Source organism: Pseudonocardia zijingensis, from assembly GCF_042657305.1.
Classification (GTDB): Bacteria; Actinomycetota; Actinomycetes; order Mycobacteriales; family Pseudonocardiaceae; genus Pseudonocardia; species Pseudonocardia zijingensis.
This window is the reverse complement of the sequence record NZ_JBHSKO010000009.1, coordinates 18,319-41,463: the sequence shown is the minus strand read 5'-3', so window position 1 is coordinate 41,463 and position 23,145 is coordinate 18,319. Positions and strand designations below refer to the sequence as shown.

The window sequence follows — 23,145 nt, the reverse complement described above, 5'->3', positions numbered from 1 at the left end:
CGCTCAGACGTGCACCACCACGTAGCTGCGGCGCACCTCCACGTCGTAGCGCTCGGCGCGGTACGGGCCGGGCGCGTAGCCCGCGTCCGCGAGGTCACCGTCGGCACGATCCCCGTCCGCCGGCTCCACCGTGGCCTCGTAGGCGCGCACGCGCGTGCGGGCCGGGTCGAACCACGAGCGCCCGGTGGTGAGGTCGAACTCCCAGCCGTGCCAGGGGCAGCGCAGGATCTCGCCGCTGCGCAGGTACGTGTACTCCCCCGGCGAGCCGGAGGTCACCAGCCCGGTGAGCACCCCGTCGCACAGCCGGGCGCCCGCGTGCGGGCACTGGTTGCGCAGCGCGTAGTAGCGCCCGCCGACGTTGAACACCCCGATCGACCGCCCGTCGATCTCGACGATCTTGCGCTGGCCCGGCCCGATCTCGTCGGTCGTGCCCACGACGTGCCCGGTCACGCGTTCAGCCCGTAGAGCGCCATCGCGTTGCCGCCGAAGATCCGCGCCCGGGTCTCGGGGTCCAGCCGCGCCTTGATCGCGCGGTCCGGGTCGTCGAAGTCCCAGTGCGGGTAGTCGGTGGAGAAGAGGATCCGGTCGGTGCCGCCCATGTGCTCGAACACGGTGAGCAGTTGCCGCGGGTCCGGCGGCTCCTCGATCGGCTGCGTGGTGAACCAGACGTGCTCGCGCACGTACTCCGAGGGCTTGCGCGTGAGGTGCGGGACCTCGTCGCGCAGCCGCGCCCAGTGCTTGTCCATCCGCCACATCACCGACGGCACCCAGCCGAACCCGCCCTCGATGAGCACGACCTTCAGGTCCGGGAAGCGTTCGAAGACGCCCTCGAGAACCAGGCTGACGAGCTGGGCCTGGAACGCCTGGGCCATCGCCGTGTGGTCCTCGATGTAGTACGAGGGCCACCCCGAGCCGGTCAGCGGGTTGGCGCGGCCACCGCCGAAGTGCACCCCGACCGGCAGGCCGTTGCGGACGGCGGCCTCGTAGATCGGCCAGTACCGGCGGCGGCCCAGCGGCTCATCGGTGCGCACCAGCAGCAGCACCTGGACGAAGCCGGGGTGGGCCGCGGCCCGGTCGATCTCCTCGGCGGCCAGCGCGGGCTCCTCGTAGGGCACCGTGATGCCGGCGCGCAGCCGTGGCTCCTTCTCCAACCACTCCTGCACCTGCCACTCGTTCACCGCCCGGCACAGCGCGGCCGCGTACTCCGGGTTCTGCTGCCGGTTGGCCTTGCTCAGGCAGTTGAGGATCCCGTAGCGGACGTCGTAGGCGTCCAGGAGCTGCTCGCGCATGAAGTCGAGGTCGCCGCCGGCGGGCAGCCCCGAGGGCGGCCAGGCGTCCGTGCGCGCCGCGCGCGGGGCGCCCTTCGGGTAGGAGGAGCCGCCGTCGCCGCGGTTGCCGTAGGTCTCGTCGTACTCCTGCCACCGCCGCGGCAGGTACGGGCGCAGCGAGCCGGGCGCGAGCTCGTTGTGGATGTCGCAGTCGACCAGCGGCGGGCGTGGGCGAGCCAAGACGATCACTCCCCGTTCAGGCGGTAGGTCTCGAGCGCGGTGCCCCCGAGGAACCGGGTCATGGCGTCGGTGGACAGGCCGATCGGCGCGGAGCGCACCGGGTCGTCGAACTGCCGGTGCGGGTAGTCGGTGGAGAACATCAGCATCCGGTCGCTGCCCAGCGCCTCGACGACCTCGAGCAGCTGCCGCGGGTCGTCGGGCTCGTCGAGGGGCTGCGCCGTCAGCCGCACCGACTCCCGCACGATCTCCGACGGCAGCCGGTCGACCCACGGGATCTCCCGGCGCAGGCCCTTCCAGTTCTTGTCGAACCGCCACATCAGCGGGGGCAGCCAGGTGAACCCGGCCTCGATGAGCACGATCCGCAGCTCCGGGAACCGCACGAGCACGCCCTCGCTCACGAGGCTCACCAGCTGGGCCTGGAAGGCCTGGGCGAGCAGGACGTACTCCTCCAGGTAGTAGCTCGGGGCCCCGACCGGGGTGATCGGGTTGCCGCCCGCGCCGCCCGCGTAGACGCCGATCGCGAGCCCGTGGCGGGCCGCGGCCTCGTAGATCGGCCAGAAGGCCCGGTTGCCCAGCGGCATGCGCGCCCGCACCGGCATGAGGACCTGCACGAACTCCGGGAGGTGGCCGACCCGGTCGATCTCGTCCGCCGCCCGCTGCGGGTCCTGGGCCGCCACCACGATCGACCCCCGCAGCCGCGGCTCACCGGAGAGCCACTCGGCCAGCTGCCAGTCGTTGACCGCGCGCGCCATCGCCACGGCCCAGTCGGGGTTGTGGATGCCGTCGACGCCGTAGATGCAGTGGGTGATCGCGAACCGGGTGCCCCACGCGTCCAGGAGCTGGGTGCGCAGCAGGTCCGGGTCGGAGCCCGGCGGCCCGCCTGCGGGACGCGAGCCGGGGATCGCCGACAGCGGCGACCCCGGGGGGTAGAGGTCCGACTCGAGGCCGGTGACCCCGCTCTCCCGGATGTAGTCGCGCCACCGCGCAGGCAGGTGGGGCAGCAGCGCGTCGAGCGAGCGGGGCGTGATGTGGACGTCGGTGTCGACGAGGTCGACGTCCGGCCACTGCTCCGGGCGTGCGTACCGGCCCGGAGCGGCGATCTGCGTCATGTGCCCCCCATTTATGTATCGCGATCGAACGTAAATCGAGGGTCTGGGGGTGTCAACGGCCCAGCACGTGCCGCAGGGCACTCCCGATCTCGGGGTGCCGGAACCGGTGGCCCACGGCCAGCAGGCGGTCCGGACCCACGCACGGGCCCGCGACCGGCAGCGGCAGGCGCACCGGGTGCGGCGTGACCGCGTCGACCGGGCCGGACAGCCCCGCGTCGCACGCGGCGCGGAGGTAGACGTCGGCGAGGTCGTCGACGCCGATCCACGGCACCCACCGACCCCCGCGCCCCGGCCGCGGCAGGCCCCGCGGGCCCAGCACCGCCGCGGTCCGCACGAGGACGCAGCGCACCCCGGCCGCGGCGGCGGGTGCGACCGCGTCCTCCCGCCGCGAACCGCCGACCGACGACGCCGCGACGTACGCGCCCACCCCGGCCTCCGCGGCCCGGGCGGCGAGCCGCCGGGTGGCACTCGCGCGTCCGGTGGCGAGGTGGATCACCGCGTCGACGCCGGCGAGCAGGTCCTCGGCCGGGGCGTCGGGGTCCCAGCGACGTTCGCCGTCCGTGCGGGGTGCCCGCGGCACGAGGTGCACCACCCGGTGTCCCCCGGTGGACAGCAGCGCGGCGACCGGGGTGCCGACCGGCCCGTCGGTGCCCGTGATCGCCACGGTCAGGGGCTCGGCCCGCCACTGCCGTGACCGGGCGTGGACGGCGAGATCCCCGGCCAGCTGGGCCTGCCGGTAGGCGAGGACCGGGCGCAGCAACGTGGCGGGCACCTGCGTCTCGACCGTGTCGGTGATCCGGGTCGAGGCCGGGCCCTCGGCCCGGAACTCGTGCGTGTGCCGCCACGACAGCAGCCACGTCAGCGGGGGGTCACCGGCGAGCTCGTCGACGAACCGGTGCGGCGGGTCGTAGGCGGCGGGGTCGTGGGCCGCCACCCAGCGCAGGCCCGGTGGCACCTGCAGCACCGCGCGGCCGTCCCGCAGGGACTCCGCCTCCGCCACCACCCCTAATGGCTGCCACGGCGGCATCAGCCGCAGCAGCGCCCCGGGTCGCGCGTGCCAGGCGAACACCTCCTCGAGCGGCGCGTCGACCACCGCCGACCACCTGATCCCCACGTCCACCACTCCCCCGGGCCTCGTCCCGCCCGGCGACGGCCGTCCCGAGCCGGTACAACGGTCCCCGTGCCCGACGACGACCGCAGGTCGGGGCGACCGGCCACCGTCCTGTGGTTCCGCCGCGACCTGCGTCTCTCCGACCACCCCGCGCTGCTCGCGGCCCTGGAGACGGGCCACGACGTGCTCCCGGTGTTCGTCCGCGATCCCCGGCTCGTCGCCCACGGCGGCGCCCGGGTGCGGAGGCTGGAGGCCTCCCTCGCCGCGCTGGCCCGCGACACCGGCGGCGCGCTCGTGGTGCGCACCGGTGACCCGGCCCGGGTGGTGCCCGAGCTGGCGCGCGAGGTGGGGGCGGGCGAGGTGCACATCAGCCGGGAGACCACCCCGTACGGCCGCTCGCGCGACCAGCGCGTGAAGAAGGCGCTCGGCGCCGACGGTGCCCGCCTCGTCGAGACCGGGAGCCCGTACGCGGTGGGGCCCGGCCGCCTGCTCACCGCGACCGGCCACACCCCGTTCCGGGTCTTCACGCCGTTCTCGCGGGCGTGGCACGACCACGGCAGGTCCGGCCCCGGGCCGCGGCCCGACGCCGTCCCGTGGCGCCGCGGGATCGCGGGCGACCCGGTCGGCGCGCCGGAGCCCGGCGCGGGTGAGGCGGCGGCGCTGGCGCGCTGGGCCGCGTTCGTCGGGCACCACCTGGACGACTACGCGAAGCAGCGCAACCGCCCGGACCTCGACACGACCAGCCGGATGTCGGCCCACCTCAAGTACGGCGAGATCCACCCGCGCACGATGCTCGCCGACCTGGACGAGCACGCCGACCGATCGGGGGCCGAGCGCTACACCACCGAGCTGTGCTGGCGCGAGTTCTACGCCGACGTCCTGTACCACTGCCCGCACTCGGCCTGGCAGGACCTGACGCCTGCGCTGCGGGGGATGGAGTACGACGAGGGACCCGAGGTCGACGAGCTGGTCGAGGCGTGGCGGCGCGGCCGCACCGGCTTCCCCCTCGTCGACGCCGGGATGCGCCAGCTGCTCGCCGAGAGCTGGATGCACAACCGGGTCCGCATGGTGACCGCGAGCTTCCTGGTGAAGGACCTGCACGTCTGGTGGCCGGTGGGCGCCCGCCACTTCCTCGACCACCTCGTCGACGGCGACCTCGCTTCCAACAACCACGGCTGGCAGTGGGTGGCGGGCACCGGCACCGACCCCTCCCCCTACTTCCGCGTGTTCAACCCGGTGTCCCAGGGCCTGCGCTTCGACCCCGACGGCGCGTACGTCCGCCACTGGGTGCCCGAGCTCGCCCACCTCGAGGGCGCAGCCGCCCACGAACCGTGGCGCCACCCGGACGGCCTCGCCCACGGCTACCCCGAGCGGATCGTCGACCACGCGGCCGAACGCCGCCGCGCCCTGTACCGCTACGAACGCGCCCGAGCGTGACGGTCCCGGCCCACCGCGTCACCGTCGCGGCGGCCTGACATCCCCGCCACGGCCACTACCATGGCCTGGACCCCGGGGAGTTGCGCATGGCCCAGCAGACCGGACGGCTGCGCCGTCGTCGTCCGCCCGCGAAGCTCGTGATGGCCGCCGCCGCGGCCGTGGCGGTCGCCGTGCCCGTCGGCGCCTACACCGTGGGAGCGATGCCGTCGCTGGCAGGCACGTTCGAGCAGCGCACCGTGGAGCGGGGGCCCGCTCCGCTGCTGGCCGCGCTGGCCGACATCTCCGACTACCACGCCGCCACCGGCACGTTCCAGGTGCTCGTCGACCTCGAACGCGACACCCCGCACGTCCCGGCGCTGATCAGCGGGGAGCGCACCACGCTGTTCGCCACCGGGCACGTCGACGCCGTGGTGGACCTGTCAGCGCTCGGGCCCGAGCACGTCGACGTGTCGGCCGACCGCAGCGCGGTGCGGTTCGCGCTGCCCGCGCCCCGGCTCGCGCCCGCCAGCGTCGACCCGACGGCCAGCCGGGTGGTCGGGCGCGAGCGCGGCCTCGTCGAGCGGCTCACCTCGGTGATCGAGAACAACCCGGTGAACGACGAGGAGCTCTACCGGCTGGCCGCGCAGAAGCTCGACGCCACCGCCCAGCAGAGCGACCTGGCCGTCCGCGCCGAGACCAACACCCGCGACATGCTCACCTCGCTCGCGCGGTCACTCGGGTACGAGCAGGTCACGGTCACCTTCGGCGATACGCTCTGACACCGGCCGCCGCGGCCTGCGCAGCACCGTGAACGCCACCGCGCCGACCGCGGTCACCGCGGCGAGCACGAGGAACGCCGCCGGGTAGCCGGCCGCCCCGTCCACCATCGCCGTGACCAGCAGCGGGCCCACCACCAGCCCGATCGACACCAGCCCCATCGACCAGCCCATGATCGCGCCGAACGAGGCGATGCCGAAGTAGTCCGAGCGCAGCGCCGTCATCACCGGCCCGCGCAGGCCCCACGCCACGCCGTGCACCACGGCCGCGGCCATCGCGAGGGCGGTGCCGGGCAGCAGCGCGAGCGCCACCAGCACGGCCGTCTGCACCACCATGCACACCGCGGCCAGCACCCGCTGGTCGATGCGGTCCCCGACCAGGCCCGTCACGATCTGGCCCACCAGCTGCGCGATCGACATCATCGCCACCGTGAGCCCGGCGAGCGCGAGCGACGTGCCGTGGTGGTGGGTCATCAGCGGCACCAGGTGCAGGCTCACGGCGCTGACGGCCACGAGCGCCGTGCCGTGCCCCACCACGAGCAGCCAGAACGCCGAGGTCCGCAGCGCACTGGCGAGGTCGTGGTCGCGGCGGGACGCGGCGGGAACCTCCCGGACGCAGGCGGCGCGCGGGGCCCGGCCGGACGGGAGCGACGAGCAGGCGAGCTGGCCGACCACGAGGATCACCACGGCGATGCCGGCGAACGTGGCCCGCCAGCCCGTGGCCGCCAGCGCCCAGGCGACGAGCGGGACGGCCAGGCCGCCGACGGCGATCCCGGTGGGGAGCAGCCCCAGCGCGAGCGTGCGGCGCGCCGTCATCGTCTGGACGACCGCCACGGTGAGCGGGGTGATGCCCGCCGCCGAGCAGCCGAGCGCGATCACCACGATCCCGCCGACGAGGTGCGACGCGTCGGCCGCGGCGGCGGCCAGGGCGAACCCGCCCGCCGTGACCACGGTGCCCGCCCGGGCCACCGCCCGCACGCCCAGCCGGTCACAGCACCACCCCGTGAGCGGGGAGAGGAACCCGTTGCCGAGCTGCACGATCGCGTACCCGAACGCGATCACCCCCGGCGCCCAGCCGGTGTCCGCGGTGATCACCACGAGGTAGGCGCCGAAGGCGCTGATGATCAGGCCGTTCTGCAGCATGAGCAGGACCGACCCGCCCGTGACGACCCACCAACCGCTGTGCGAGGACCGGGTGCGGCGCAGCCTCACGGTGCGGTGGGCGCCGGTACCGCCTCGGCCCCGAACTGCCTGCGGGCCCAGCCGAGGTCGGCCTTGCCCGTGTTGAGCCGCTGCACCTCGGGCACCACCACCACGCGGCGTGGCTTCTTGTACCCGGCCAGCCGGGTGCCCACGAAGGCGGCGAGCTCGTCGGGCGTGGCCTGCGCGCCGGCCTGCAGGGACACCACGGCAGCCACGGCGGAGCCGAAGCCCGGGTCGGGCACGCCGAGCACCACGGCGTCGCGCACGGCGGGGTGGGCGCGCAGCACGAGCTCCACCTCGTCGGTGAACACCTTCTCCCCGCCCGTGTTGACCACCGAGCTGCCCCGGCCGAGCAGCCGCAGCCGCCCGTCGGCGCCGAGGGTGGCCAGGTCGCCGGGCAGGGTGTAGCGCACGCCGTCGATGTCGCGGAACGCGCCCGCCGTCTTCTCCGCGTCGCCCTCGTACCCCGCCCCGGGCGCCACCGGGGCGGCGAGGGTGCCCACCACCTCCGACCCGGGCACCACGTCGCGGCCGTCCTCGTCGAGCAGGCGGGCGCCGGGCGCGAGCTCGAACGTGCCCTCCTCGTGGTCGATCGTGGCCCGGGTGGTCTCGGACCGGGCGTACATCCCGCCCTCGGCGGACGCGATCGTGTCGAACAGCGTGACGTCGAGGTGCTCGAGCAACCTGCGCTTCACCCCGGGAGTCCACACCGAACCGATGCTGCGGATCCGGCGCAGCGAGCCGATCCCGAGCGACCGGCCCGCGGCGGCCGCCTCGTCGAGGGCGTCGAGCAGCCGCAACCCGAACGCGTCGCCGACGATCGCGAGGTCGGTGACCCGGTGCCGCGCGATCGCCGCCAGCAGGCCCGCACCGGTCACCCGCCCGCGCGGCAGCAGCGCCACCGGCGCGCCGACAGCGAGCGCGCCGAGCGCGGTGTAGAGGCCGGTGCCGTGCAGCAACGGCGACGCGGGCAGCGCCACCATGCCGCGCGGCCCGTAGGGGTCGATGTCGAGCGCCTGGTGCAGCGCCTCCACCTCGGGCACGCCGGCCAGCCCGAGCGTGGCGAACCCGCCCGTCCGCACCGACCGCAGCCGCTCGGTGTGGCTGCCCAGCACGGCCTTGGGGCGACCGGTGGTGCCGCCGGTGAACAGCCGCCACACGGTGTCGCCCCGCGGCCGCCGCGGGTGCCGGTCGGCCGCGGCGACCTCCGGGCCGAACCCGCCGTCCGGCCGGATCCGCACCAGCAGGTCGCAGCCCGGCAGGGATTCCGCGGCCTCGGCCACGACGCCGGCCAGGTCGTCGTCGGCGATCACGGCCCGGGCCCCGGAGATCTCGAGCAGGTAGCGCACCTCGCCCGCCCGGTAGCGGTAGTTGACGTTCACCGGCGCCGCCATCAGCTTGTACAGGGCGTGCAGCACCACCAGGTACTCGGGCGAGTTGCGGGCGTCCAGGGCCACCCGGTCGTCCGGGCCGATCCCGCGCGCAGCCAGGTACCCGGCGAGCCGGTCGGCCTGCTCGTCGAACTGCGCCCAGGTGAGCTCCCGGTCCTGGGCGGCCACCGCCGTGCGATCCGGTGCCAGGTCGGCGATGTGCTCGAAGTGCGAGGCGAAGTTGTCCTCGAGCCGGATCAGGCCGTTGATCGCACCGGGACTCACGGCGCTCCCACGGTGGCCCGGCCGCGGTCGATCACCACGGTGTCGTCGTCGGTGCGGGTGCGGTGCAGGACCTGCCCGCCGCCCTCGTCCCAGATGTCGACGGTGAGGGCCTGGCCCGGCACCACGGTGGCGCTGAAGCGCCCGTACATGCCGGTGAGGCGGGCCGGGTCGCCGCCCGCGACGGCGTGCAGCAGGGCCCGCCCGGTGACGCCGTAGGTGCACAGGCCGTGCAGGATCGGTTTGCCGAAGCCGGCGCGGGCCGCGAACGCCGGGTCCGAGTGCAGCGGGTTGCGGTCGCCGGAGAGCCGGTAGAGCAGCGCCTGTTCCGGGCGGGTCTCGTAGCGCACGCTGTGGTCGGGCGCCCGGTCCGGCGCGGCCCACTCGTCGCGCGGGCCGCGGTCGCCCCCGAACCCGCCCTCGCCCCGGATGAACAGGGCGCTGCGGTTGGTGGCCAGCGGCACGCCGTCGGCGAGCACCGCCGTGGACTCGGTGACGACGAGCGCGCCCTTGCCCTTGTCGTACACGCCCGCCACGCGGGCCGTGGCCGTGACCGTGCCCTCCACCGGGACCGGGCGGTGCAGGGTGATCTCCTGCTCGGCGTGCACCAGCATCGCCGGGTCGAACGTGCCGAACGGTGGCGTCGGTGCCTGCGAGAGCAGCACGGCGAACGTCGGGAGCACCTGCTGAGCCACGCCGTCGCTGTTCTCGGTGGTGAACGCCAGCTCCTGGGTGGGTTCCCCGAGCCCGGCGCCGACGCCCACGGCGTAGAGCAGGACGTCGGTGGAGGTCCAGGTGCGGGTGCGCGGTGCGCCTTCACGGCCGATCGCGCCGGGGTCGACGGGCATCAGTCTCCTTCGTCGTCGGGGGATTGTCGCAGGATCGGGTGGTGGCAGGCGGCGAACCGCCCGGGCTTCACCTCGCGCATCGGCGGCACCTCGGCCGCGCACCGCTCGGTGGCGAGGGGGCAGCGGGTGCGGAACCGGCAGCCGCTGGGCGGGTTGATCGGCGAGGGCATCTCGCCGCGACCGCGGTCGGCCTGCTCGAGGTCGGTGCCGAGGTCGTGCACCGCCTCGATCGAGGGGATCGACGAGACGAGCAGGCGCGTGTACGGGTGCACCGGGTCGTCGAACAGGGCTTCGGTGGTGCCCAGCTCGCAGATCCGGCCGAGGTACATCACCGCGACGCGGTCGCTGATGTTGCGCACGACCCCGAGGTCGTGGGCGATGAACACCAGCGTGAGCCCGTAGCGGCGCTTCATGTCCTCCAGCAGGTTGAGGATCTGCGCCTGCACCGACACGTCGAGCGCCGACACCGGTTCGTCGCAGATCAGCACCTCGGGTTCGAGCACGAGCGCCCGGGCGATCGACACGCGCTGGCACTGCCCGCCGGAGAACTGGTGCGGCCGCCGGTCGGCCACCTGCTCGGGGTCGAGCCCGACCGCGGCCAGCACCTCGGGCACGACCTCCGCGCGGTCGGCGGCCCGCCCCCACACCACGAGCGGGTCGCCGACGATGTCCGGGATCCGCCGGCGCGGGTTGAGCGACGAGATCGGGTCCTGGAAGATCATCTGCAGCTTGGGACGGAGTTCCCGCAGCTCACGGGCCGACAACGTGGTGAGGTCGCGCCCCTCGAACACCACCGATCCGCTGGTCGGCCGTGGCAGCTGCATGATCGCCCGGCCCGTGGTCGACTTGCCGCACCCGGACTCGCCCACCAGGCCGAGCGTCTCGCCGCGGCGCACCTCGAGGTCGATCCCGGACACGGCGTGCACGGTCTGCCCGCCGCCCACCGGGAACTCCACCACCAGGTCCTCGAGCCGCAGGACGACGTCGCCCTCCGTCCGGTCCGGCACACGGGCCTCGGACTGGCGGTCGGTCCGGGCGGCCGTCATCGGTCGAGCCAGGTCGTCGAGAAGAGCATGTCCCTCGTCAGGTAGCGCACCACGCCCTTCACCTCCGGCTTCGCCACGGTCGACAGGTAGCCGCGGCTGTAGTACGCGATCGCGATGTCCTGGTTGGTCAGGAGCCCCACCCGCTGGTAGGCCCGGGTGCGCTCGGCCTCGTCGGTGGTGGCCGCGGCCTGGTCGAGCAGCGCGTCGACCTCCGGGTTGGAGTAGTTGCCGTAGTTGGTGTTGCCGCCGGAGTGCATCAGGTTCAGCACACCCGGGTACGGCACGTCGGTGGGGCCGCCGACCCAGCCCGCGAGCTGGAAGTCGTGGCTCTGCACGACGCTCGAGGAGTACTGCGCGAGGTCGAAGAACAGCGGCTGCAGCGTGATCCCGATCTCGGCCATCTGGGCCTGCAGGAACTCGGCGAACTGCACGCGGTTGGGCGCGTTCGTGGTCTTGTACTCCACGGTCGCGCTCCCGCCGGACGCCACGTACTCCTGCACGAGCGCCCGCGCGCGCTCCGGGTCGTAGGCAGGCCACGCCGCCTCGGCCTCCGGCGTGGAGTAGCCGCTGTCGGCACCGAACCAGTTCGACGCCCGCGCCATCTGGCCGCGGAACTGCGTGGCCGCCAGCGCGTCGAGGTTGATGCCGCGGACCACGGCCTCCCGCATGCGCTTGTCGTCGAACGGCGCGCGCTCGTGGTTGAAGTAGAGGTACTCGGCGCCGTTGCCCGGGCCGTAGTACACGGTGAGGTTCTCGTTCTGCAGCCCGCGCAGCAGCTCCGTGTGGTAGCCGCCGAAGATCAGGTCGACGTCGCCGTTCTCGATGGACGCGTAGCGCGTCTCGGTGTCGGGCAGCGGCCGGAACTCGAGCCCGTCGAGGTAGGGCATGCCCTCCTGCCAGTAGTTCGGGTTGCGGGTCAGCACCATCCGCGAGTCGCGCTGCCAGTCCGAGAGGACGAACGGGCCCGCGCCCACCGGGTGGGTGCCCACCTCGTCGCCGTACTGCTCCAGCGCCGCGGGCGAGATGATCGCGCCCAGGTTGCCCGCCGTGAAGTTCAGCGCGAACACCGACGCGAAGGACCCGAACGGCTCGCCGAGGGTGAACTCGACAGTGCGCGGGTCCACCGCGCGCATCGACGCGATCCGCTGGGCGTAGAGGTGCCCCGGCGAGGAGACTTTGTCGATGTGCCGCTGCACGTTGGTGATCACGGCCTGCGCGTCGAGCGGGGTGCCGTCGGAGAACAGGACGCCCTCGCGCAGGCCCATCCGCCAGGTGGTGCCGCCGTCGGTGGTCTGCATCGACTCTGCGAGATACGGCTGGGGGTCACCGTTCTCGTCGATCCGCAGCAGCGAGTCGTAGACGGCAAGGGCCGCCTGGTTGGTGTTCTGCACCGTGGGGTCGAAGGTGATCGCCTCGCGGTCCGTGCCCATCACGAGGGTGCCACCGCTGCGCGGCGTGCCCTCGGCGGCGAGGTCGCCACCGCGCGGGTTGACCGCGCTGATGCCGTCGGTGCCCTCGGGCACCGGCGCGGACGGTCCGACGTTGCCGCATGCGGCGAGCAGCGTGAGACCGAGCAGGAGCGCGAGCACCCGTGCTCCGGTGGACGAGCGCCATTGCCCGTTCGGGTTCATGTGAGGACCTTTTCGTCGGTGACCGGGGTACCCGCGGCACTCGCGCCGCGTGCGATGTTGCGCGCCCTCGCCTCCTCCCAGGCGGGGGTGCCGATCGGGAACCAGCAGCGGTACCGGTGGTCCGGCGACCCGGCGTCGCGCAGGGGCGGTTCCTCGGTCAGGCACCGGTCCTGGGCGAACGGGCAGCGCGGGCTGAACCGGCATCCGGCCGGCGGGTTGAGCAGGTCCGGCGGACGACCGGGGATCACGTGGAGCCGGGCGTGGTTCGGGCCCGCGAGCGGCGGCACCGCGTTCATGAGCGCCTCGGTGTAGGGCATCCGCGGCGACGCGAAGAGCGTGGCCGTGGGTGCCGTCTCCACGATGCGGCCCGCGTACATCACGGCGATGCGGTCCGAGCGGCTGCGCACCACCCGCAGGTCGTGGGTGACCAGCAGCATCGCCATGCGGAGGCGCGACTGCAGGTCGGCGAGCAGGTCGAGGATCTGCGCCTGGACGGTGACGTCGAGGGCCGTGGTGGGCTCGTCGGCGAGCAGCAGACGCGGCCGGCACGACAGCGCGATCGCGATCGTGACGCGCTGGCGCATCCCGCCCGACAGCTCGTGGGGGTACTGGCGCACCCGCCGCTCCGGCTCGGAGAGCCCCACCGAGCGCAGCAGCTCGACGGCCCGCTCGAGCGCCTCCTTCTTCGACACGCGCTCGTGGAGCACGATCGACTCCGTGAGCTGCGCACCGATGCGCTTGACCGGGTTCAGCGACGTCATCGGGTCCTGCAGGATCAGCGCGATCTCCGTGCCCCAGAACCGGGACAGCTCCTTGCCCGAGAGCGCGGTGAGGTCCGTGCCGTCGAAGGTGACGGTGCCGGCCACCTCGGTGCCTCGGCCGCCGGCCACCAGCCCCATGACGCGGCGGGTGAACACGGTCTTGCCCGAGCCGCTCTCGCCGACGACGGCGAGGACCTCCCCCTCCCCCAGCCGCAGCGACACGCCGTCGACGGCGTGCACCACGCCCTTCGAGGTGTGGAAGCGCACCACGACGTCCTCGGCCGTGAGCAGGGGCGTCGGCTCGCTCACAGGTTGCTCTCCTTGACCTCGAACCGCTTGCGGGTGCGCTCGCCGATGTAGTTGATCGACAGGACGGTGAGGAACATGACCGCGGCCGGGTAGAGCGAGATGTGCGGGTAGTCGAGCAGCTCGGCGCGGCCGCCGGCGATCATGCCGCCCCAGCTGGGCGTGGGCGGCGGGATGCCGAGCCCGAGGAAGGACAGCGAGCCCTCCACCACGATGAAGACGCCGATCATGATGAAGCCGTACGCCGCCACCGGGAGGACGACGTTCGGCGCGATCTCCTTGGCGATGATCCGGATCGGGCTGCATCCGTAGGCACGGGCGGCGAGCACGAACTCCCGCTGCGCCACCACGAGGGTGGTGGCGCGGGCGAGCCGGATGAACGTCGGGACGGACAGGATCGCGAGCCCGATGATCAGGTGGGGCAGGCTGGAGCCGAGGATCGCGACGATCGCGATGATGAACACCAGCCCCGGGAACGCCAGCACCACGTCGGTGACCAGCGCGAGCAGCCGCTCGGTGCGCCCGCCGAAGTAACCGGCGAGCATGCCGAGGAAGCCTCCCACCAGCGCGCCGAGCCCCACGGCGCAGATGCCGACGAGCAGGGAGGCGCGCGCACCGTGGATCACGCGGGAGAACGTGTCGCGCCCGAGGGTGTCGCCGCCGAGCCAGTGCTGCGGCGTGATGCCCGAGAACACCGCCGTGTAGTCGGGCACCGCCGGGTCCCACAGCGGCAGCACCGGCGCGAACACGGCCGCGAGCACCACGGCACCCAGCCACGTCCACGCCAGGTACCAGCCGATCGGGGCCCGCGCGGCCCGGCGGGCCCGCGTCGTCGTGTCAGGCATCTCGGCGCACCCGTGGGTCGAGGGCCAGGTAGAGGAGGTCGATGATCATGTTGATCACGACGTAGGCGACGGCCACGAACAGCAGCGCGCCCTGCAGGATCATGTAGTCCCGGTTGAACACGGCCTGCACGATCAGCTGCCCGAGCCCCGGGATCGCGAAGAGCGTCTCCACGATCACCGTGCCGCCGAGCAGGCGGCCGATGTTCACGCCGGACAGCGTGATCAGGGAGAACGAGGAGGGCCGCAACGCGTGGCGGAACAGGATCCACGCCGGCCCCAATCCCTTCGACCGCGCCATCAGGATGAAGTCCTCCTGCAGCGTGGACACCATGTCCGAGCGCAGCAGCTGCCGGTAGACCGCGGCTTCGGCGATCATGAGCGTGAGACAGGGCAGGATGATCGATCTGATGTTCTCGAACGGATCCTCGAAGAACGCCGTGTAGCCCGTGGCGGGCAGGATGCTCGACACCCCGCCCGCGAAGAGCACGATCAGCACCATGCCGAACACGAAGTTCGGCATGGCGGCGGCGCCGAACCCGATCGTCATCGACGCCCGGTCGACGAACCCGCCCGGCCGGTACGCGGAGTACACGGCCAGCGGCACGGCCACCACCAGTGCGAGCAGCTGGGCGATGATCGTGATCTCGAAAGTGACGGGGATGCGCTGGGCGAGCGCCTCCAGCACCGGCTGCCCGGTGCGGAACGAGCGGCCCAGGTCGCCCGTGACCACGCCGCCGAGCCAGTCGACGTAGCGCACGAGCACGGGCCGGTCGAGCTGCAGCTCGGTGCGCACCTGCTGCACCTGCTCCGGGGTCGCGTTGTCGCCCGCCACCACCACGGCCGCGTCGCCGGGCAGGAGGTCGACCACGACGAACGACAGGAACGTGACGGCGAGCAGCACGAGCAGCAGGTGCGTGACCCGCTTGCGGACGCGGCGCAGCGTGGACCTGCGCGCGGCGCCGCGACGCGCGAGCGCTGCCGCCCCGGTCGACGGCGGCGCACTCAACGTGGCGGCCATCGCGGCCTCAGCTCTTCGGGGGCAACGCCGCGACCAGCGGCGTGTCCACCCCGACCGGGCCCGCGGCCGACGCCCCACCCGGATCACCGAGCGGGGCGTCCCGGCCGGGGAGCACCTCGTAGAAGAAGGCCGCGTTGTCGGCGATGTGAGGGGCCTCGGCCTCGGAGGCCTGCTGTCCGTACACGATCGAGTCGACGGGGCACTCCGGCTCGCACGCTCCGCACTCGATGCACTCGGCGGGGTTGATGTAGAGCTTGCGCTCCCCCGTGTAGATGCAGTCGACCGGGCAGACGTCGACGCAGCTGCGGTCCATGAGGTCGACGCACGATTCGGCGATCAGGTAGGTCATTCGGTTCGGCCCTTCCGCGAGGGCATCGACGGCCGTGCCGCGGGACACCCGCCGGTCGACGCCCGTGACCTCGGGTGGAGTCAGCTCTCGGCGAGAGGTGTGCGGACGTTGGCCGCGTCGTACCTCTGGACCATCGGGTCGGCGTCGGTGCCCAGCAGGCGCCAGTCCTCACCCGACTCGAGGATCTTCTCGGCCGACCGGATGCCCCGGTAGTCGAGGTCACCGCCCACCGCGGGCGGCTCCCCGCCCTCGGCGAGGCGCTTCGCGGCGGCGATCAGCAACCTCCGCATCCGGATGATCGCCTTGTCGGAGGTGCCGAGGTGCTCCTGCGAACGGTCGTAGATCGGGCCCATGGTCTCGGTGACCATGAAGTCCTGGCTGATGAACTCGCGCACGCCGGAGAAGGTGGTGGTGCGCTGGTCCTCGCGGTCGATCCCGTAGTCGTTCTCCAGCGTGTAGCGGCGCGGGATGATCCCGTTGCGGCCCACCTCGGCCGGACCGAACTCGAACGGGCTCACCGCGAACAGGTTCTCGCCGCCCACCTCGTTGAGGCCCTCGTTCACGCGGGTGGAGAAGCTGTACCGGTAGGTGTTGTGGTCGTCGACCGGCACGAACAGCCCGTGCTGCGTGCTGAAGGGCACCGACGCGATCACCGTGTGGTACGGGTAGCAGTAGGCGCTCATCCGCACGTGCGTGTGGCCGGCCGGGGTCTCGCGGATGCCCACGTACTTGAACCCGTACCAGGTGTCCTCGATCTCCAGGCGCGGCGCGCGGTCGTGCTTCCAGAACTTCCACGACATCGCGTTCGAGGGATATCCGGGTTTGTCGCTGCCGTCGTCGGGGATGTCGTCGACGCCGTTCCACTGGTGCAGCCAGGAGATGTGGGAGGTGTCCATGTTGCCCTCCATGGCCTGCATCCAGTTGCACGAGGTGTGCAGCTTGGTGGCAGCGACCTGGTCGGGCTCGAGCGACTCGGTGCCGAAGTCGCGGAACGGGGTGATCGTGTCTGACGGGCCCATGTAGGTCCACACGATCCCGCCGGACTCGTGGGTGGGGTACGCCTTGGCCCGGACGCGGTCCTTGAACGTGCTGGTGGGCGGCTCGCTGGGCATGTCGATGCACGCGCCGTCGGCGTCGAACTGCCACCCGTGGTACGGGCAGCGCAGGCCGCAGGTGCCGTCGGGGCCGATCTCGTTGCGCCCGTAGAACAACGACGCCCCGCGGTGGGGGCAGTTCTCCTGGATCAGCCCGACTCGGCCGTTCACGTCCCGGAACGCGACCAGGTCCTCACCGAGCAACCGCACGCGCACCGGGTCGCCCGCCGGCTCCGGCACCTCGCTGACCAGCAACGCGGGCGTCCAGTACCGGCGCAGCAGGTCGCCCATCGGCGTGCCCGGCCCCACTCGGGTCAGGAACTCGTTGTCCTGTGCAGAGAGCATCATCGGCCTCTCGGGGTGTGGTGGTGGGACGGGAGGTCAGCCGGCGGTCACCGCCGATTCCTCCCCGTGACGCGACAGGGGAACGGGCACGCGGAGCCGGGCCTCAGGTCCGTCCTCTCCGACGGCTGCACCCATTGACAGGCCCCCTGGCTGCGGGATGAATGGCATGACCATAGCTCCGTAAAACCAATTCCGGCAACCATATTGTTAACAATCTTGATGATGCGTAGGGTTCAGCGGCGCTGATGGTGGAGGTGACCATGGAGCTGCGAGACGCACCCACCGCGCGCCTCCACCCCGAGGGCCGCGCCGGCCCGGTCGCGGCGCCGACCTCCGTGGTGCGGACGGTCGCGGAGGCGTTCCTCGTGCGGCTGCGCCGGCGCGGGGTCGACCGGCTGTTCGTCAACAGCGGCACCGACTTCGCGCCGATCGTCGAGGCGTACGCGCGGCGCCACGAGTCGCGGCTCGACCTCCCCGACGTGGTGGTCTGCGCCCACGAGAACCTGGCCGTGTCGATGGCGCACGGGTCCTACCTCGGCGACGGCCGCATGCAGGCGGTCGTGCTGCACACGAGCGTCGGTACCGCCAACGCCGTCTGCGCGGTGTTCAACGCCGCCCGCAGCCGGGTGCCGATCCTGCTCGCCGCGGGCCGCACCCCGCTCTTCGAGCACACCCGCCTCGGCGCCCGCGACTTCCCGATCCACTGGGCGCAGGAGATGTTCGACCAGGCCGGGATGCTGCGCGAGTTCGTGGCGTGGGACTACGAGCTGCGCGACGGCGCGCACGTCACCGACGTGGTCGACCGGGCCGTCGACGTGGCGTGCACGGAGCCCGGCGGGCCGGTGTACCTCACGCTGCCGCGCGAGGTGCTGGCTGCGCCGATGCCGGGCACCGGCGCCCCGCCCGCGCCCGCCCGGCCGGCCCCGCCCCACCCCGACCCCGGTGCCGTCGCCCGGCTCGCCGACCTGCTCGCCACCGCCTCCTTCCCGGTGGTCGTCACCGCCGACGCGGGTGCCGACGCGCACGCGGTCGTGCTGCTCGACGAGCTGAGCCGCCGGTTCGGCATCGCGGTGGTCGAGCAGGGGCCGCGCCACGTCAACCTGCCCGCCGACCACCCGCTGCACGCCGGCTACTCCGTCGACGCCGTGCTCGGCGAGGCCGACGTGCTCTGCGTGCTCGACCTCGATGTGCCGTGGATCCCCGGCACCGCCGCACCGCGTGCCGACGCCGTGGTCGTCCAGTGCGGGCCCGACCCGCACTTCTCCCGCTACCCGGTGCGCACCCACCGCGCCGACCTGTCGATCACCACCACGTCCACGGCCCTGCTGGCCGGGCTCAGCGCGGCGCTCGGCACGCGTGCCGTCGACCCCGGCCGGGCCGACCGGTTGGCGGCGCGGGTGAGCGGCTGGCGGGCCCGCCGCGAGCGGGTGCTCGCCGACGAGGCCGAGCGCACCGGGCCGATCACGAAGACCGCGCTCAACGCGGCGCTGGCCCGGGTGCGGCCGCCCGGCGCCGTCGTCGTCAACGAGTACTGGGCATCGGCGGAACTGCTCGCCTCCACCACCCCCGGCACCTGGTTCGGCACCCCACCGGCGGGCGGTCTCGGCTGGGGGCTCCCGGCCGCGCTCGGCCTGCAGATGGCGCGCCCGGAGGCCACGGTGATCGCCGCCGTCGGCGACGGCGCCTACCTGTTCGCCAACCCGGCGGCCTGCCACCACGCCATGGCCATGCACGATCTGCCCGTCCTCACCGTGGTGTGCACCAACGGCCACTGGGGCGCGGTGCAGGGTTCGACGTTGCGCATGTACCCGGACGGGCACACGGCGGGCGGCGGCGCGCTCTCCCCGCTCGCCCAGCTCGGCCCGGTGCCGGACTTCGCGGCCTACGCCGAGGCGTCGGGTGGGCTGGGGCTGCGGGTCGAGCAGCGCGCGCAGCTCGTGCCGGCGCTCCGGCAGGCCCTCCGATCGGTCGAACACGACCGCAGGCCTGCGCTGGTCGACGTGCGGTGCGTGTAAGGGTTACGCCCGGATCCGGACCGGTACGAGAGGACGGCCCATGGCTGATGGGGAGACGGCCCCGAGCGAGGCGGTGGCCGAGGTGGTGTCCGCCGTGCGCGACGGCATCATGCAGGGCCGCTACGCGCCGGGCCAGCGGCTGCCCGAGGCCGACCTCGTGTCGCTCTACCAGGCCTCGCGCGGCACCGTCCGCACAGCGCTCGCCCAGCTGGAGAACGAGGGGATCGTGCAGCGCGAGCGCAACCGCGGCGCCCGCGTGCGCCCGATCTCGCTCGAGGAGGCCGTCGAGATCACCGAGACCCGCGCGGTGGTGGAGGGGCTCTGCGCGGCCAAGGCCGCCGAGCGCGCCACGGAGGAGGACCGCGCGCGCCTGCGCGAGCTGGGCGACCGGATGCGCGCCGCCGTCGAGGGTGGCGACATCCCGACCTACAGCCGCACCAACCAGCTCGTGCACCGGGCCGTGCGCGAGATCTCCGCGCACCAGACCGCGGGCCTCATGCTCGACCGCCTGCGCACCCAGAGCGTGCGCTACCACTTCAGCGTGGCCCTGCTGCCCGGCCGGCCCGCCGTGGGGCTGCGCGAACACCTCGACGTCATCGAGGCGGTGTGCTCCGGCGATCCGGAACGGGCCGAGCGGACGATGCGCACCCACCTGCTCAGCGTGGTGGGGGCGCTGCGGGAGCTCGCGACGATCCAGAGCCGTTGGTGACGGCGGAGCGCGCCGCGCAGTCGCGGGCCGCGCGCCCCACCAGCCCACGGAACCAGCGGTGCCCCGGGTCCGCGTCGTGCCGGACGTGCCACCAGAGCCGGATCTCGAGCGGCTCGAGCGGGCGGGGGCTCTCCAGGATCCGCAGCGGCAGGTAGCGCGCGCACGCCGCGGCGAGCCGCTGCTGCATGAGCGCCACGTGGTCGGTCGAGGCCACGAGGTAGGGCACGGCGTGGTAGCTGTCGACCCGCACGGCCACCCGGGGCCGCACGCCGAGCCGCGCGAACTGCCTGCTCACCGGCACGACCGAGGGGAACGTCGCGTCGTCGTGGTAGGGCACCACCCAGGTGGCCCCCGTCAGCTCGTCGAGGTCGGCGACCTCGCCCCCGAACCGGGGGTTGTCCCGCGCCACGACGCACACCCAGCGGTCCTCGAAGAGCAGGGCCGAGCACATCTCGGGCACCAGGAACCGGGTGGTCGGCTGGGAGACCACGCAGTCGGCCACCTGGATCGTGTGGCCGATGTTCGCGGCGAGCGCCTCGCGCACCATCACGACGTTCAGGCGCGCGCCCGGGGCGTCGGCGTTGAGCAGCCCGGTGAGCCGCTCCCCCAGCACCGTGACCACGAAGTCGGACATCACGATCTCGAACTCCCGGCGGGTGGTGGCCGGGTCGAACCGCGAGCCGGTGGCGATGAGCCGCTCGACGCCCTCGCACACCGCCTCGACCTGGTCGACGAGCTGGAAGGCCAGCGCCGACAGCTCGTAGCGCCCGCCCCGCCGCACCAGCAGGTCGTCGTCGAAGTGGCGCCGCAGCCGCGAGAGCGCGGCGCTCGCCGCGGGCTGCGACACCCCGACCCGCTTCGCCGCCCGCGTCACGTTGCGCTCGCGCAGGAGCTCGCGCAGCACGACGATCAGGTTGAGGTCGAGCCGCGTGAGGCGCGACGTTGCGGACTTCACCCGCTCATGGAAACCCAGGGAGCGGGGCCGCCGCCACCCCTCCGGGTAGCCGGATCATCAGCGCGGCGGATGGACCGCCAGAAGCAAACGTTGCTTCCCGGACCCGCCGGCACCGCTTACGCTCCGTGCGGATGGGGATCCACCGCTTGAACCACGCCGTGCTCTACGTGCGCGACGTCGACCGCAGCGTGGCGTTCTACCGCGACCTGCTCGGCTTCACCGTGCAGATGGAGCGGCCAGGACAGGCCGCGTTCCTGCAGGCCCCCGACTCCACCAACGACCACGACCTGGGCCTGTTCGCCCTCGGCGACGACGCCACCGACTCCCCCGCCGGGCGCGGGGCGGTGGGCCTGTACCACCTCGGCTGGGAGGTGGGCACCCTCGACGAGCTCGACGACCTCGCCCGCGCGCTGGCGGCGGCGGGCGCCTACGTCGGCGCCACCGACCACGGCACGTCCAAGAGCGTCTACGCGAAGGACCCGGACGGGCTGGAGTTCGAGATCGCCTGGCTCGTGCCGGCGGCCCTGCTGGACGACGCGGCCTTCGAGCAACGGTCGCAGCGCGGCCGCCCCCTGGACCTCACACGGGAGAAGGCCCGGTACGGGGCCACCACACGGGGCGGGATCGGCGTATCGACGGAGGCGGCATGTGGCTCGTGAGCGGCATCGACGAGGAGCACCGGTTCCCCGACTGGCGCGACGCCGCGGCCTTCTACCGCCAGATCGTCGGCGACTGGGTGGCCGCCCACGGCGACCCGGGCACCGACGTCCGCGAGGACGTGCTGGGCGACCTGCGCCAGGGCGGCACCCACGAGGTCGAGTTCCCGGCCGGGGACGACGGGCGGCCGGCGCGGTTCCGCCTCTCCTGGGACGCGCGCGGCGGCCGGACCGATCACTTCGTGGCCTGTTGACGCAGAGTCGTCATCACCGGTCCTGATGGTCCGGTAGAAACAATCGGAGTTTCGTGCGGACCCACCCCCGGCGTTAACGTCGAGGACGGCCCGCCGAAATTCCTGGAGGTCGGACGATGCTGTCCCAGCAGGACAACGAGGTTCTCACCCGAGTCGGCCCCGGCACCCCGATGGGCGAACTCCTGCGGCGCTACTGGACGCCCGCTCTGCTCTCCAGCGAAATTCCGGAACCGGGCGGGGATCCGGTCCGGGTGCGGCTGCTGTGCGAGAACCTGGTGGCATTCCGCGACCTCAACGGCCGGGTCGGGCTGATCCAGGAGAACTGCCCCCACCGCGGCGCGTCGCTGTTCTACGGGCGCAACGAGGGCACGGTCGGCGCGCCGGGCACCCCGGGCCCGGGCATCTGCGGCCTGCGCTGCCCGTACCACGGGTGGCAGTTCGACGCCGACGGCGCGTGCATCGACATGCCCAGCGAGCCGCCCACCAGCACGTTCAAGGACCGCGTCCGGGCCAAGGCGTACCCCACCCACGAGTCCGGCGGGATCGTGTGGACCTACATGGGCCCGGCAGACACGATCACCCCGTTCCGCGACTTCGGCACCGAATCCCTCCCGCGCGAGCACCAGCTCGCCACCAAGCTGGGCTCCACGTGCAACTGGGTGCAGACGATGGAGGGCAACGTCGACACCGCCCACATCTCGTGGCTGCACATGTTCGACGCCGCCGAGGAGGTGCCGGACGACGGCAGCGACAAACCCGGATATCCCTCCAACGCGATGACGTGGAAGTTCTGGATCCACGACCGCGCGCCGCGGCTGGAAGTGCAGGACACGTGGTACGGATTCCGCTACGCCGGCCTGCGCACCACGCCGAACGAGCACACGAACGTCCGGATCACCGAATACATCTTCCCGTACAGCACGATCATCGCCGCGGTGCCGTTCAACACCCGGCACCTGATGGTCGTGCCCGTCGACGACCACAACTGCTTCCGCTACACGTTCAACGTGTCGGTGGACGCCAACCCGCACGGCTACGGCGGCGGCCCGCTGCACGACTACAGCCCGTTCGAGACCCCGTTCACCCGGCAGGCCGGCGGGATCACGCCCCGCGACTACGTCGAGGACAACACCTACCTGATCGACCGCGACGTGCAGCGCACCGAGACGTTCAGCGGGATCCGCGACTTCGTCAGCCAGGACCTGATGGTCACCGAGTCGATGGGGCCCGTCTACGACCGCTCGCAGGAGCGGCTGGGCACGATCGACAAGGCGATCATCCGGATGCGGTCGCTGCTCATCCGGGCGGCCAAGAGCCTGACGGCCGAGGGCACCACCCCGCCCGCGCTCGCCGGGCCCGATCACGATTTCACCAGGCTCCGCGGGGCCGACAAGATCCTCGCCGACGGTGAGGACTGGCGCTACCTGGGCACCGACGACGACCCCGCGGTCCAGGAGGCCGAGGCGTTCCGCCGGGCCGAGGTCGCGGACGCAGCGGACGCGCCGACCGTGACGCAACCGGCCGCAGGCGAGTAAGCC

General features: G+C 73.1%; 22 protein-coding genes. 7 read left to right on the top strand and 15 right to left on the bottom strand.

Features of this window, described 5'->3' with window-relative positions; genetic code table 11:
* Positions 1-3: 3 nt before the first annotated feature.
* Genes ACFPL3_RS19250 through ACFPL3_RS19235 form a run of 4 tightly spaced genes read right to left on the bottom strand, consistent with a single transcriptional unit; the run spans position 4 to position 3,731 of the window.
* The gene (locus tag ACFPL3_RS19250; protein WP_343946762.1) at positions 4-450 is read right to left on the bottom strand and encodes a Rieske (2Fe-2S) protein; all 447 of its coding nucleotides are present in this window, start codon (positions 448-450) and stop codon (positions 4-6) included.
* The gene (locus tag ACFPL3_RS19245) at positions 447-1,508 is read right to left on the bottom strand and encodes an amidohydrolase family protein (protein WP_343946763.1); all 1,062 of its coding nucleotides are present in this window, start codon (positions 1,506-1,508) and stop codon (positions 447-449) included. Before ACFPL3_RS19245 ends, ACFPL3_RS19250 begins: the two co-directional genes overlap by 4 nt.
* A gap of 5 nt (positions 1,509-1,513) precedes the next feature.
* Positions 1,514-2,617 carry an amidohydrolase family protein gene (locus ACFPL3_RS19240; protein ID WP_343946764.1) on the bottom strand — a complete coding sequence of 368 codons (1,104 nt, stop codon included), beginning with the start codon at positions 2,615-2,617 and terminating at the stop codon, positions 1,514-1,516.
* Positions 2,618-2,669: 52 nt separating this feature from the next.
* A complete protein-coding gene (locus tag ACFPL3_RS19235; RefSeq protein WP_379589453.1) occupies positions 2,670-3,731 on the bottom strand; it encodes a TIGR01777 family protein in 1,062 nt (353 codons plus the stop codon).
* A gap of 66 nt (positions 3,732-3,797) precedes the next feature.
* On the opposite strand from ACFPL3_RS19235, the gene ACFPL3_RS19230 reads away from it, so the two are divergent.
* Both ACFPL3_RS19230 and ACFPL3_RS19225 read left to right on the top strand, forming a co-directional pair.
* A complete protein-coding gene (locus ACFPL3_RS19230) occupies positions 3,798-5,165 on the top strand; it encodes a cryptochrome/photolyase family protein (RefSeq protein WP_343938657.1) in 1,368 nt (455 codons plus the stop codon).
* Between the two features lie 86 nt (positions 5,166-5,251).
* A complete protein-coding gene (locus ACFPL3_RS19225) occupies positions 5,252-5,923 on the top strand; it encodes a DUF4230 domain-containing protein (RefSeq protein WP_343938659.1) in 672 nt (223 codons plus the stop codon).
* On the opposite strand, the gene ACFPL3_RS19220 is transcribed toward ACFPL3_RS19225, so the two are convergent.
* The 10 genes from ACFPL3_RS19220 to ACFPL3_RS19175 form a co-directional block, all read right to left on the bottom strand.
* On the bottom strand, positions 5,876-7,132 hold the full coding sequence (locus ACFPL3_RS19220; RefSeq protein WP_343938661.1) for an MFS transporter: 1,257 nt from the start codon (positions 7,130-7,132) through the stop codon (positions 5,876-5,878). The genes ACFPL3_RS19225 and ACFPL3_RS19220 overlap by 48 nt on opposite strands.
* Positions 7,129-8,778, bottom strand: a complete 1,650-nt coding sequence (locus ACFPL3_RS19215; protein WP_343938663.1) for an AMP-binding protein — start codon at positions 8,776-8,778, stop codon at positions 7,129-7,131. The genes ACFPL3_RS19220 and ACFPL3_RS19215 overlap by 4 nt, the downstream gene beginning before the upstream one ends.
* Positions 8,775-9,623 (bottom strand): MaoC/PaaZ C-terminal domain-containing protein, encoded by an 849-nt coding sequence (locus ACFPL3_RS19210; RefSeq protein ID WP_343938665.1) that lies wholly within the window; start codon positions 9,621-9,623, stop codon positions 8,775-8,777. The genes ACFPL3_RS19215 and ACFPL3_RS19210 overlap by 4 nt, the downstream gene beginning before the upstream one ends.
* On the bottom strand, positions 9,623-10,669 hold the full coding sequence (locus tag ACFPL3_RS19205; RefSeq protein WP_343938667.1) for an ABC transporter ATP-binding protein: 1,047 nt from the start codon (positions 10,667-10,669) through the stop codon (positions 9,623-9,625). The genes ACFPL3_RS19210 and ACFPL3_RS19205 overlap by 1 nt, the downstream gene beginning before the upstream one ends.
* On the bottom strand, positions 10,666-12,300 hold the full coding sequence (locus tag ACFPL3_RS19200; protein WP_343938669.1) for an ABC transporter substrate-binding protein: 1,635 nt from the start codon (positions 12,298-12,300) through the stop codon (positions 10,666-10,668). The genes ACFPL3_RS19205 and ACFPL3_RS19200 overlap by 4 nt, the downstream gene beginning before the upstream one ends.
* Positions 12,297-13,370, bottom strand: coding sequence for an ABC transporter ATP-binding protein (locus ACFPL3_RS19195; protein WP_343938671.1), 1,074 nt, complete (start codon positions 13,368-13,370; stop codon positions 12,297-12,299). Before ACFPL3_RS19195 ends, ACFPL3_RS19200 begins: the two co-directional genes overlap by 4 nt.
* Positions 13,367-14,212 (bottom strand): ABC transporter permease, encoded by an 846-nt coding sequence (locus ACFPL3_RS19190; RefSeq protein ID WP_343938673.1) that lies wholly within the window; start codon positions 14,210-14,212, stop codon positions 13,367-13,369. The genes ACFPL3_RS19195 and ACFPL3_RS19190 overlap by 4 nt, the downstream gene beginning before the upstream one ends.
* Positions 14,205-15,230, bottom strand: a complete 1,026-nt coding sequence (locus tag ACFPL3_RS19185) for an ABC transporter permease (protein ID WP_343938675.1) — start codon at positions 15,228-15,230, stop codon at positions 14,205-14,207. Before ACFPL3_RS19185 ends, ACFPL3_RS19190 begins: the two co-directional genes overlap by 8 nt.
* Positions 15,231-15,237: 7 nt before the next feature.
* Positions 15,238-15,579, bottom strand: coding sequence for a ferredoxin (fdxA, locus tag ACFPL3_RS19180; protein ID WP_343938677.1), 342 nt, complete (start codon positions 15,577-15,579; stop codon positions 15,238-15,240).
* A gap of 80 nt (positions 15,580-15,659) precedes the next feature.
* On the bottom strand, positions 15,660-17,021 hold the full coding sequence (locus ACFPL3_RS19175) for a Rieske 2Fe-2S domain-containing protein (protein ID WP_343938679.1): 1,362 nt from the start codon (positions 17,019-17,021) through the stop codon (positions 15,660-15,662).
* A 257-nt stretch (positions 17,022-17,278) separates the two neighbouring features.
* Here ACFPL3_RS19175 and ACFPL3_RS19170 point away from each other — a divergent pair, with 257 nt between their 5' ends.
* Together ACFPL3_RS19170 and ACFPL3_RS19165 are read left to right on the top strand one after the other, a co-directional pair.
* Entirely contained in the window at positions 17,279-19,033 is a 1,755-nt protein-coding gene (locus tag ACFPL3_RS19170; protein WP_343938681.1) for a thiamine pyrophosphate-requiring protein, read from the top strand.
* Between the two features lie 40 nt (positions 19,034-19,073).
* Complete coding sequence (locus ACFPL3_RS19165; RefSeq protein WP_343938683.1) at positions 19,074-19,742, top strand: GntR family transcriptional regulator; 669 nt, start codon at positions 19,074-19,076, stop codon at positions 19,740-19,742.
* Here ACFPL3_RS19165 and ACFPL3_RS19160 read toward each other — a convergent pair.
* The gene (locus ACFPL3_RS19160; protein ID WP_343938685.1) at positions 19,690-20,697 is read right to left on the bottom strand and encodes a LysR family transcriptional regulator; all 1,008 of its coding nucleotides are present in this window, start codon (positions 20,695-20,697) and stop codon (positions 19,690-19,692) included. The two genes, ACFPL3_RS19165 and ACFPL3_RS19160, sit on opposite strands and share 53 nt — an antisense overlap.
* A gap of 131 nt (positions 20,698-20,828) precedes the next feature.
* On the opposite strand from ACFPL3_RS19160, the gene ACFPL3_RS19155 reads away from it, so the two are divergent.
* From ACFPL3_RS19155 to ACFPL3_RS19145, 3 genes are all read left to right on the top strand, one after another.
* Positions 20,829-21,356: a VOC family protein gene (locus tag ACFPL3_RS19155; RefSeq protein WP_343938687.1), complete on the top strand. Its 528-nt coding sequence runs from the start codon at positions 20,829-20,831 to the stop codon at positions 21,354-21,356.
* Positions 21,344-21,607 carry a hypothetical protein gene (locus ACFPL3_RS19150; protein ID WP_343938689.1) on the top strand — a complete coding sequence of 88 codons (264 nt, stop codon included), beginning with the start codon at positions 21,344-21,346 and terminating at the stop codon, positions 21,605-21,607. The genes ACFPL3_RS19155 and ACFPL3_RS19150 overlap by 13 nt, the downstream gene beginning before the upstream one ends.
* Positions 21,608-21,723: 116 nt before the next feature.
* On the top strand, positions 21,724-23,142 hold the full coding sequence (locus ACFPL3_RS19145; RefSeq protein WP_343938691.1) for a Rieske 2Fe-2S domain-containing protein: 1,419 nt from the start codon (positions 21,724-21,726) through the stop codon (positions 23,140-23,142).
* The last annotated feature ends 3 nt before the right edge of the window (positions 23,143-23,145 follow it).

Excerpts from the sequence above, each read along its gene's own strand:
- ACFPL3_RS19240 (WP_343946764.1), bottom strand. The coding sequence starts at position 2,617 with ATGACGCAGATCGCCGCTCCGGGCCGGTACGCACGCCCGGAGCAGTGG.
- ACFPL3_RS19225 (WP_343938659.1), top strand. The coding sequence starts at position 5,252 with ATGGCCCAGCAGACCGGACGGCTGCGCCGTCGTCGTCCGCCCGCGAAG.
- ACFPL3_RS19210 (WP_343938665.1), bottom strand. The coding sequence starts at position 9,623 with ATGCCCGTCGACCCCGGCGCGATCGGCCGTGAAGGCGCACCGCGCACC.
- ACFPL3_RS19205 (WP_343938667.1), bottom strand. The coding sequence starts at position 10,669 with ATGACGGCCGCCCGGACCGACCGCCAGTCCGAGGCCCGTGTGCCGGAC.
- ACFPL3_RS19200 (WP_343938669.1), bottom strand. The coding sequence starts at position 12,300 with ATGAACCCGAACGGGCAATGGCGCTCGTCCACCGGAGCACGGGTGCTC.
- ACFPL3_RS19190 (WP_343938673.1), bottom strand. The coding sequence starts at position 14,212 with ATGCCTGACACGACGACGCGGGCCCGCCGGGCCGCGCGGGCCCCGATC.
- ACFPL3_RS19185 (WP_343938675.1), bottom strand. The coding sequence starts at position 15,230 with ATGGCCGCCACGTTGAGTGCGCCGCCGTCGACCGGGGCGGCAGCGCTC.
- fdxA (WP_343938677.1), bottom strand. The coding sequence starts at position 15,579 with ATGACCTACCTGATCGCCGAATCGTGCGTCGACCTCATGGACCGCAGC.
- ACFPL3_RS19175 (WP_343938679.1), bottom strand. The coding sequence starts at position 17,021 with ATGATGCTCTCTGCACAGGACAACGAGTTCCTGACCCGAGTGGGGCCG.
- ACFPL3_RS19170 (WP_343938681.1), top strand. The coding sequence starts at position 17,279 with ATGGAGCTGCGAGACGCACCCACCGCGCGCCTCCACCCCGAGGGCCGC.
- ACFPL3_RS19165 (WP_343938683.1), top strand. The coding sequence starts at position 19,074 with ATGGCTGATGGGGAGACGGCCCCGAGCGAGGCGGTGGCCGAGGTGGTG.
- ACFPL3_RS19155 (WP_343938687.1), top strand. The coding sequence starts at position 20,829 with ATGGGGATCCACCGCTTGAACCACGCCGTGCTCTACGTGCGCGACGTC.
- ACFPL3_RS19150 (WP_343938689.1), top strand. The coding sequence starts at position 21,344 with ATGTGGCTCGTGAGCGGCATCGACGAGGAGCACCGGTTCCCCGACTGG.
- ACFPL3_RS19145 (WP_343938691.1), top strand. The coding sequence starts at position 21,724 with ATGCTGTCCCAGCAGGACAACGAGGTTCTCACCCGAGTCGGCCCCGGC.